This window comes from Arthrobacter sp. H14 (genome assembly GCF_000520495.1).
In the GTDB taxonomy this organism is placed as follows: Bacteria; Actinomycetota; Actinomycetes; order Actinomycetales; family Micrococcaceae; genus Arthrobacter_C.
Window position 1 is genome coordinate 10,812 of sequence record NZ_KI914682.1, and the last position, 9,387, is coordinate 20,198.

The window sequence follows — 9,387 nt, forward strand, 5'->3', positions numbered from 1 at the left end:
TCCGGTCGAGCCGATCCGGCAGCGTTATGAGACGGCGGACGAAGAAGGTCCGCTCAGGGGCGGCCGCGGAAATGGCAGCCGGCAGAACGCTAGGAGATGAGGGCTTCGGGAGGCCAGGACGCGCGGTCACCGCGCCGGCGCTCTTCGCTGCGGCAGAGCAGCGGATGCTGTTTCCGGGTCCTGCGCACGCGCGGATGCCGGTTTGCACCTGTTGATGCAGTGATTCTCATGGAGCTTGGCCAATCACATGGTCGGTCCGCCCCAGCTTTGAGACGTTGCACACAACTGTAACCTGCATCACGCTACTTCCACAACAGGAGAGGCGGATTCCGTCATGCAATAAACAAGAGAACTTCTGACCACGCGCCATCAATCTATTGCCCTCGACTGAACACAGGTTTAGAATACTGAACATGCGTTCAGTCGAGGAACCAGCGAGCGGAGACACCAGCGACCTGACGGCCCGTGCCCGGGTGAGGGATGCCGCTATCGGGCTGTTTGGGCGGAATGGATTTGGCACCGGTGTGCGGGCCATAGCCGAGGATGCCGGTGTCAGCGCGGGGTTGATCCTGCATCATTTCGGTTCGAAGGAAGGGCTGCGGCAGTCCTGCGATGAACATGTGCTTCGGATGATCCGCGAATATAAGAAAAAGGGCGTCCAGGCCGGATCAGCCGAACAGATGCTGATGGCTATGGCCTCCGTGGAGGAATCCGCACCGCTGGTCGGCTATGCCCTGCGGAGCCTTCAATCCGGCGGCAATCTCGCTAAGTCGTTCATCGATCATTTCGTGGCCGACGCCGAGGAATGGATAGCCGATGGCGTGGCCGCCGGGACGATCCGCCCGTCGCGGGACGAGAAAGCACGCGCGCGCTTCGTGACGGTCCAGGGCTTCGGCGCCTTAATGCTCGACCTCGCATTGAACCCGCCCGAGGACCCGTCCGACTTCGCCGGAATGCTGCGCGGCTACATCGACCGGATGGGATTGCCGACGGCCGAGCTCTACACCCAAGGGCTGATGACGGACAGCTCGATGCTCGATGCCTACCTGATGTATGCGGATCCACCGGGTTCAGATGGACCCGGTCCGCCGGAACAGGACGCGGGTTCCACCGACGCACCCGGAGACGACAAGCCCTGACACTCAAAAAAGAAGTTTCAACCATCGAAAAAAGGTGTTTCCCATGTCTGCAGTTATTGATGTGCGGCAACTGAGCAAGTCGTTCGGTTCCGTGCGCGCTCTCGATGAGCTTGACCTGACGCTGGAGCCGGGCGAAGTCCACGGTTTCCTCGGCCCTAATGGCGCCGGAAAGTCGACCACCATCCGGGTCCTGCTCGGCCTGCTGCGGGCCGATGCGGGTGACGTCAGCGTGTTCGGTCAGGACCCGTGGCAAAAGGCAGTCGGTCTGCACAACCGACTGGCGTACGTCCCGGGCGATGTGAATCTGTGGCCGAAGATTACCGGCGGCGAGGCTATCGACTTCTTCGCCAGCCTGCGTGGCGGACTCGACCGGAGCCGCAAAGATGAGCTGCTCCAGCGCTTCGACCTCGACCCGACCAAGAAAACGCGATCGTACTCCAAAGGCAACCGGCAGAAAGTGGCGCTGATCGCAGCCTTGGCCAGCGACGTCGAACTGCTGGTCCTGGACGAACCTACATCGGGGCTCGATCCGCTGATGGAGCTGGTGTTCCAGGAATGCATCCGCGAGGCCAAGCTCGCCGGCCGGACCGTCCTGCTGTCCAGCCACATCCTCGCCGAGGTCGAATCGCTCTGCGACAAGGTGACCATCATCCGCCAGGGCCGCACGGTACAGACTGGGACGCTCGCCGAACTGCGGCACCTGCACCGCACCTCCGTCGTAGTGGTTTGCGACGGCGACGCCGCTTCCGTGGAGAGCCTGCCGGGGGTGCACGATATCCGCCGCGACGGTGACCGCGTCCTGTTCAACGTCGACGACGACGCCCTGCCGGCTGCGATGGGACGGCTGCTGCCGCTGGGGATCCGCTCCCTGGTCAGCACTCCCCCGACCCTGGAAGAGCTCTTCGTCCACCACTACGGCAACGGTGCCGCGGTTGGTGCAGGAGGTGAGCAGTCATGACCGCCACGATGACCGCCTCGCGTGCAATGCGGCACAGTCACCGCGACGACGGCGGGAACCTGGTTGCGACCGGCCGACTGACCCGCTTTGCGCTCCGCCGGGACAGAGTGCGGATTCCGGTCTGGGCAGTGTCGATGGCCGGGCTGATCGGCTACTTCGGCTTGGTGATCCCGATCGCCTATCCGGACCAGGCTGCGCTGCAGACCCGGGCCGCCATCATGAAGGATCCGGCCGGAGCCATGATGACCGGTCCCGGCTACGGTGTGGAAAACTACACCCTGGGCGCCATGCTCGCGAACGAACTGCTCGGCATGCTCGCCGCCGCCGCTGCCCTGATGTCCATCTTTCTCGTGATCCGGCACACCCGCGCCGAGGAGGAAACGGGCCGGACCGAACTGATCCGCGCCAATATTGTCGGCAGGCACGCGCCGCTAACGGCGGCGCTGATCGCTGTGGCCATTGCCAACGCGGCCGTAACGGCTCTGCTCATGATTGCGCTGGTGGGCAATGGGCTCGAGGGGGTTGATTCGCTGGCCGTGGCCGCCGGCGTCGGTTTGGTTGGGCTGACCTTTGGCAGCGTCGCGGCTGTAACCGCGCAGCTGAGCGAACACGCGCGGACCGCCTCCGGAATGGCTGGAGCTGTGCTCGGACTGGCTTACGTGCTGCGCGGAGTCGGCGACGCGCAGGAACTCGGCGGCAGCGCCTTGTCCTGGCTCTCCCCCATCGGGTGGGCCCAGCAGACCCGGGCGTTTGTGGACCTTCGGTGGTGGCCGCTGCTGCTCTGCGTCAGCCTCACCGTGGTGCTGCTGGTCGGTGCTTACTTGCTTGCAGCCGGACGCGATGTCGGTGCGGGGCTGGTTCCGGCCCGGTTGGGCCGGGCGAATGCCACCGCGGCACTGGTCCATCCTGCCGGGCTGACCCTGCGGATGGAACGCGGAAGCATCATCGGCTGGGCAGTCGGGCTGTTCGTGTTCGCCGCGCTGACCGGCTCCATGGGGCAGGGAATCGTCGACAGTTTCGAATCCCAGCCGCAGTTCGCCGAGATGTTTGGCGCACTCGGCGGCGGGGATGTGCTCCGTCGAACCCTGGTGACGTTCCTCGGAACCTTCGCCATGGCGGTCGCCGTTTATGCTGTGATTTCCGTGAACCGGTTGCGCCGGGAGGAAGCAGAGGGCCGGACCGGTGCCGTGCTTGCCACGAACATGAGCCGGCCGCACTGGCTGCTGAGCTCGCTCGCGGTAACAGCGCTGGGCAGCACGGTGCTGCTGGGCGTGACCGGGTTCGGCCTTGGAGCCGGTGCCGGAGCCTCGATAGGTGAGCCATCCTTGGCCTGGGACTTCACACTTACGGCCCTGGCCTACCTGCCAGTGGTGCTGTTCTTCGCCGGACTGGCAGTCCTCGCCTATGGGCTGCTGCGCCTCGGTGGTTGGTGGGTCTGGCTGCTGCTGGTGGGGTCGATCCTGATCGGTATCTACGGCCCCCTGCTGAATTTGCCCGACGCCGTGCTGGACGCCGAGCCGTTCGGCCTGGTGGCGCAGGTCCCCGGCACGGAGGTCGACGCCGTGCCGCTGCTGTGGATGTCAGTGGCGGCGGTGGCGCTGTTCGCCGCAGGCACGCTCGCTTTCCGGAAACGTGACCTGGAGGCGTGATTTGGAAACTTGTTATGGAGGCTTGAGTCCAAACAAGAGTACGACGGCGGGTGGCCGGGGCAATACCCTGACCACCCGCCGTCGTACTCCCCCTTGGTGCGGCTAATGTGCTGGATACGTTTGAAGGGATCCGGCGCTAAGAGTTTTCCTTCTCAGGTTTGGCGTCCTTCACTTCCGCCTCGTACTCCTCGGCGGTGAGGACCGGGATTTCATTGCCGTCGCAGTCGATGAGCTTGCCGTCCTTGTAGACGTCGCCGTCCTTGAGGCATTTCAGCTCATCTTCGAGGACCACCCGTGGTGGACTGGCGGCGAAGACCGACGAGTCCTTGCTGTTGCCGGCCTTGAAGTGGTTGAACAACAGGTTCAGCAGGACCGCCATCACCGCGGCGGAGCTGATGCCGGAGTGGAAGATGGTGGCGAACCACTCGGGGAAGTTGTCGTAGAACGTCGGCGCGACAATCGGGATCATGCCGAAGGCCAGCGCCGTAGCCACGATGACCAGGTTCATGTTGTTCTTGTATTCCACCTTGGCCAGGGTGCGGATACCGCTGGCGGCCACGGTGCCGAAGAGCACCACGCCCGCTCCGCCGAGCACCGGCGTCGGAACCGCTGCAACCACGCGGCCGAGGATCGGCAGCAACCCCAGGATCACCAGGATGACGCCACCGGCGCTGACGACAAACCGGCTCTTGATGCCGGTAATGGCCACCAGCCCGACATTCTGGGCGAAAGCGCTCTGGGTGAAGGTGTTGAATACCGGGGCAATCGTGCTGGAGAGCATGTCCGCCCGCAAACCGTCGGCGATACGCCGCGAGTCAACCTTGGACTTGGTGATTTCGGCGACCGCCAGGATGTCCGCCGTCGTCTCCGTCAGGATCACCAGGACGACGATGGTCATGGAGATGATGCCCGCAATTTCAAAGACCGGCCAGCCGAAGGCGAATGGCTGCGGGAAAGCGAAGATCGGGCCTTCCGACACCTTGGAGAAGTCAGCCATGCCCATGGCTGCGGCGATGACCGTGCCCAGGACGATGGCCAACAGGATGGACAGCCGCGAGATGGCGGCATTGCCCACCTTGCTCAACAGCAGCACGATGGCGAGCGTCAGGGCGGCCAGACCGATATTGGCGAGGCTGCCGTAGTTATCCGCCGTCGAATTTCCGCCCATCGCCCAGTTGGCCGCGACCGGCATCAGCGTGAGGCCGATGGTGGTGATGACGATGCCGGTGACGACCGGCGGGAAGAAACGGACAATCTTGGCGAAGAAGGGGGCGATGACCAGGCCGATCACGCCGGCAGCGATGACCGCGCCGAAGACGGCCTGGATCCCTCCCCCGCCGTTGACGATGGCGATCATGGTTGCCACCGAGGCGAATGAGGTTCCCTGCACCAAAGGTAACTGGCAGCCGAAGAACTTCACACCGAAACTTTGCAGGATGGTGGCGATGCCGCCAACGAATAGACACGAGGCGATGAGGACGCCCAGTTCGGTGGTGTTCATGCCGGCTGCCGAACCGATGATCAGCGGCGGTGCGATGATTCCGCCGTACATCGTCAGGACGTGCTGGAACCCGTAGGCGAATGTCCGGCCAACCGGTAACCTCTCGTCTTCGGGTCGTTGTGGCCGTTTTGGTTTAGAGTTGTTTCTTGTAGCGCTTACTGCGTTCATTAGCTGACCTCCACGTCGGCTGTTTGGCCGGGACGCGTGCTGGCGTCCCGGCCTTTTTAGTTATTAACAGAAGCCTGGGGTGTTGTCCCAGATTTTTGCTGTGCTGCCAGGGCCTTTGGCCCGCTCGCGCTCAACCGTCGCTTCGATCAGCCCGTAGGGCCGGTCCGCGGCGAAGAACACTTCATTGGGGTTGTCCAGCTCGAACGGGGCAAGATCCACCAGGAAGTGGTGCTTGTTCGGCAGGGACATCTTGATTTCCGCGATTTCCGGATGTGCTTCCAGGACCTGCTTGCCCATCTGGAACATGGACTGCTGCAGTGCCAGCGAGTGGGTGTTCGCGAAGGCATCCAGCAGGATGTTGCGGACGCTGGCGTAGACGGCGTTGAAATCCACGTCGGTGGTGTTGTAGCGCCAGCGCGCGGTCACATCGGTGGCCAGGATCCGGTCGGTGGTCTCGGTCAGCGTGGTGTAACGGTCACGCGGGAAGCCGTGGAACTCCGAACCGGTGGACTTCAGGACGGTCAGGTCCTGCAGGCCGGCGACAATCTGCTTCTCGTCACCGTCGACGAGCAGGACGGCGGTGCGGGTCTCGGACTTGTCCTTGGAGAAGGCGTGGTCGTGGCCGTTGATGCGGTTCCAGTTGTACTGTTCCGCCGCCCAGCGGCCGCCGCTGATCCAGTCGAAGCTGCCGGTGAAGTGGTCCGCGAGCCGGAGCAGGAAGGCCTCCGGCGAACCGACTCCGGCACGCGCCAGGGCATACACCGTGTTCTTTTGGGTGTCAGTGGCGACGACGTGCGAGTTGTCGCCGTCGCTGTGTGCTGCGGCGAAGTCGCCGTGCAGCTGCGAGGTTATGTTGAGGTCCTCGATCTCGTGCCGGTCGGTGTCCCGGGTGATTTTCACCAGGCGGACTTCGGCCTTTCCATACTGGTTCTGGCCCAGCACGATCCGGCTTGAAGCGGTGGCTGTGCTGTTTTCTGTGGTCAAGGTGGTCATGGTCAGCTCCCTCGGTATGTTGAATAGGCAAATGGGCTTAGCAGGAGTGGTACGTGGTAGTGCTGTGCCGGGTCGGTGAGCGAGAACGTCAGGGTCACGGCGGGGAAGAACGTTTCCGTATTCGTGGCTTGGAAGTACTCGCCTGTCTGGTACTCGATCCGGTAGGTCCCGGCGTCCAGCTGTTCCGGTCCCAGGTTTTTGATGCGGCCGTCGTCGTCGGTCACGCCGTCGGCAATGCCCTTCCAACCGTCAGCCGTGCGGGCTTCAAGCCGGGCTGCGACGCCGGAGGCCGGGCGGCCGTTTCCGGTGTCCAGGACGTGGGTGGTGATGTGGCTTGGTGTCATGCTTCAAGAACTCCTTCCAGTCTGAGGATGGCGATTTCGCGAAGCTGGCCGGCAATGATCGGAAGCTCCTCCTCGGGCGTGTGGTTCAGCCGTTCCTGCAGGGCAGCGAGGATGTCTTCCGCGCTGCGCCCGGCGGCGCGGATCAGGAAGACGCGGCCAAACTTTTTCTCGTAGGCGCGGTTGCCGGCGATCAGTTGCTCAGCGGTGTCTTGGGAAGTGGCGACGCCGGATTGCTCACGGCGGGACATGGATGCTTCAGCGGAGGAGCCTTCCGCCCGTTCGCCGATGCGGGGATGGTGGGCCAGTGCGCCGTCGATCTCGGCCTCGGTCCAGGGGTTCGCAGCCTGCTCCGCGAAGTCAAGGAGACCAGCTTCGATCCCGAAGGGGCGGGCGTCGACAATTTCGTTGATCCAGCGGGGAATGTCGACGCAGGGACGGAGCATCTGCGTTGCCTCTTCGGTGGAGGCTGCATTGAGGGACTTCAGTGTCATGGGTGTCAGCTTTCGTTACAGCTCCGCCATCAGAAGCTGAACACCCTTACCCTCGAACGAATTCGATTTGACTCGATGTTTCTGTATGGCGGAATTATTATTTCATTGTCATTGTAAGCCTGATCACATTGGCTGTGTCAATAGTACTGGATGAAATGTTCGAGGTTGGACGCGGGATATCCGGGAAGCCCTTGACCCACACCCCGCACGACCTTATTGTTTTTCGTAGAGCAATATTTCTATTCCGCAATACGAAACCAATCGAAGGTACCACCATGAAGACTCCACCCAGCGATACTGGTCCTGTCACGGCTGCTGCCCTCTATGAGACCGGGGGATCCGATCCTGATTTCTACTTTCCCGCCCCTGTTTTGTCCACGCGCGGGTCCTGCCTGGCGCGGATCTGCAGTCTGCCGTCCCGGTTCTTCAAGTTCTTCCGCCGCTGACGGGCCGGCGGCCGACGCCGGTTGAGGGAACTGCCGCGGCAAAACGACGGGCATAACCACCCATGCCGATAGCTGGCAAGGTCATGCGGTGCCACATATGGTAAGGAGTGCTTGCATCCTTACCATTGACAGGAATCCCGTGACCTACCCCAGCATGTATCCCTCGTATGGCTATCCGGTTGACGCTCCATTGAACCAACCGCAGTATGGTGCCTCGTTCGGTGCCTCCATCAAGCGCTTCTTCACGAAGTACGCCACATTCTCCGGACGGGCCAGCCGGAGCGAATACTGGTGGGCTTTCCTGTTCAACACCATCGTCATCACCGTTCTCTACATCGCCGCCATTGCGTTCGCCTTCGCCGGTGCCGACCCTGTCACGGGAGAACCCGGGGCAGCGTTCCTCGCCCCACTTGTCTTGCTCTCTATCTATGGCCTGGCCGTGCTCATTCCCAACATCGCCGTTACTGTGCGCCGCCTGCATGACGCCAACTTCAGCGGCTTCATGTACCTGTTTTCATTCATTCCTTTCGTCGGCGGTCTAGTCGTCCTGGTGCTTACGTTGATGCCGGCCAACCCTGAGGGCGCCAGGTTTGACGAATACCCGCCGCAGTATCCCGGCAACCAGCATCCCGGCCAGTACCCGGGGCAGAATCCGGGTCAGTACCCCCAGGGTTACACACAGACTGGCTACCCGGGCCAGCCGGGCGTCTAATTCATGGATCCCGTCGACGCCCTCAACGAGATCGCCTTTTGGCTCGAACGCGAGCTCGCCCCGAGTTTCAAGGTGCAGGCTTTCCGCCGTGCGGCCGGGACCATCAGCGGGCTGGACCGGGACGAGCTGGTGAACCGGACCCTGGACGGCCGGCTGAAGAAGACTAAAGGGATCGGCTCCCGCTCGTTTGAGGTCATCGCCCAGGCACTCGAGGGCGGCGTGCCGGACTACCTGGCCAACCTGCGGGAGCGCTCCTCAACTCCATTGGCCGACGGCGGAGAAGAGTTGCGTGCAGCGTTCCGGGGCGATCTGCACTGCCACAGCAGTTGGTCCGACGGCGGCAGCCCGGTTGAGCTGATGGTGGAGGCCGCGCGGTCGCTTGGCCACGAATATTTGGCCATGACGGATCACTCCCCCAATCTCAAGATTGCCAATGGCCTCAGCGCAGAGCGGCTGACTGAGCAACTCGAGCTGGTGGAAGGCATCAACAACGACGGCGATGACTCCTTCCGCCTGCTGACCGGCATCGAAGTGGATATCCTCGAAGACGGCACGCTCGACCAAAGCGTCGAGATGCTCGATCGGCTGGAAGTTGTGGTGGCAAGTGTGCACTCAAAACTCCGGGCAGACCGGCGCACCATGACCAAACGCATGCTGGGTGGCATCCACGACCCGCACACCAACGTCCTCGGCCACTGCACCGGGCGCCTGGTGCAGGGGTCGAGGGGACAGCGCCCGCAATCCGAGTTCGACGCCGTCCGGGTCTTCCAGGCCTGCGCCGAGAACAACGTCGCGGTGGAAATCAACTCCCGCCCGGAACGGCAGGACCCGCCGGACGATCTGATCCAGATTGCCCTCGATGCAGGTTGTCTCTTCAGCGTCGACAGCGACGCGCATGCGCCCGGCCAGCTCGATTTCCTCCAATACGGTGCCCAGCGCGCCGAACAGAATGGCGTGCCGGCAGACCGCATTATCACCACGTGGCC

10 protein-coding genes are annotated in these 9,387 nt (G+C 62.9%); 6 read left to right on the plus strand and 4 right to left on the minus strand.

All coding sequences use genetic code 11. From position 1 onward, the window contains the following. The first annotated feature begins 413 nt into the window (after nt 1-413). Genes Y707_RS27320 through Y707_RS0117995 form a run of 3 tightly spaced genes read left to right on the plus strand, consistent with a single transcriptional unit; the run spans nt 414 to nt 3,746 of the window. Nucleotides 414-1,139: a TetR/AcrR family transcriptional regulator gene (locus Y707_RS27320; RefSeq protein ID WP_051442167.1), complete on the plus strand. Its 726-nt coding sequence runs from the start codon at nt 414-416 to the stop codon at nt 1,137-1,139. A 43-nt stretch (nt 1,140-1,182) separates the two neighbouring features. Then, nucleotides 1,183-2,097, plus strand: coding sequence for an ABC transporter ATP-binding protein (locus Y707_RS0117990; RefSeq protein ID WP_026536101.1), 915 nt, complete (start codon nt 1,183-1,185; stop codon nt 2,095-2,097). Beyond that, the gene (locus Y707_RS0117995; RefSeq protein ID WP_051442168.1) at nt 2,094-3,746 is read left to right on the plus strand and encodes an ABC transporter permease; all 1,653 of its coding nucleotides are present in this window, start codon (nt 2,094-2,096) and stop codon (nt 3,744-3,746) included. Before Y707_RS0117990 ends, Y707_RS0117995 begins: the two co-directional genes overlap by 4 nt. 136 nt (nt 3,747-3,882) lie before the next feature. On the opposite strand, the gene Y707_RS27325 is transcribed toward Y707_RS0117995, so the two are convergent. The 4 genes from Y707_RS27325 to uraD form a co-directional block, all read right to left on the minus strand. Then, a complete protein-coding gene (locus Y707_RS27325) occupies nt 3,883-5,415 on the minus strand; it encodes a nucleobase:cation symporter-2 family protein (protein WP_051442169.1) in 1,533 nt (510 codons plus the stop codon). Between the two features lie 63 nt (nt 5,416-5,478). Next, nucleotides 5,479-6,408: a factor-independent urate hydroxylase gene (gene pucL, locus Y707_RS0118005; protein WP_051442170.1), complete on the minus strand. Its 930-nt coding sequence runs from the start codon at nt 6,406-6,408 to the stop codon at nt 5,479-5,481. A 2-nt stretch (nt 6,409-6,410) separates the two neighbouring features. Then, complete coding sequence (gene uraH / locus Y707_RS0118010) at nt 6,411-6,752, minus strand: hydroxyisourate hydrolase (protein ID WP_026536104.1); 342 nt, start codon at nt 6,750-6,752, stop codon at nt 6,411-6,413. Continuing rightward, nucleotides 6,749-7,243 carry a 2-oxo-4-hydroxy-4-carboxy-5-ureidoimidazoline decarboxylase gene (gene uraD, locus Y707_RS0118015; RefSeq protein ID WP_026536105.1) on the minus strand — a complete coding sequence of 165 codons (495 nt, stop codon included), beginning with the start codon at nt 7,241-7,243 and terminating at the stop codon, nt 6,749-6,751. Before uraD ends, uraH begins: the two co-directional genes overlap by 4 nt. Nucleotides 7,244-7,518: 275 nt before the next feature. On the opposite strand from uraD, the gene Y707_RS30915 reads away from it, so the two are divergent. The 3 genes from Y707_RS30915 to Y707_RS0118025 form a co-directional block, all read left to right on the plus strand. Next, on the plus strand, nt 7,519-7,689 hold the full coding sequence (locus Y707_RS30915) for a hypothetical protein (protein WP_155853131.1): 171 nt from the start codon (nt 7,519-7,521) through the stop codon (nt 7,687-7,689). Nucleotides 7,690-7,828: 139 nt separating this feature from the next. Then, the gene (locus Y707_RS27330) at nt 7,829-8,401 is read left to right on the plus strand and encodes a DUF805 domain-containing protein (RefSeq protein ID WP_253905246.1); all 573 of its coding nucleotides are present in this window, start codon (nt 7,829-7,831) and stop codon (nt 8,399-8,401) included. A 3-nt stretch (nt 8,402-8,404) separates the two neighbouring features. Further along, a partial coding sequence (locus Y707_RS0118025; protein WP_026536106.1) for a PHP domain-containing protein occupies nt 8,405-9,387 on the plus strand: 983 nt, incomplete at its 3' end.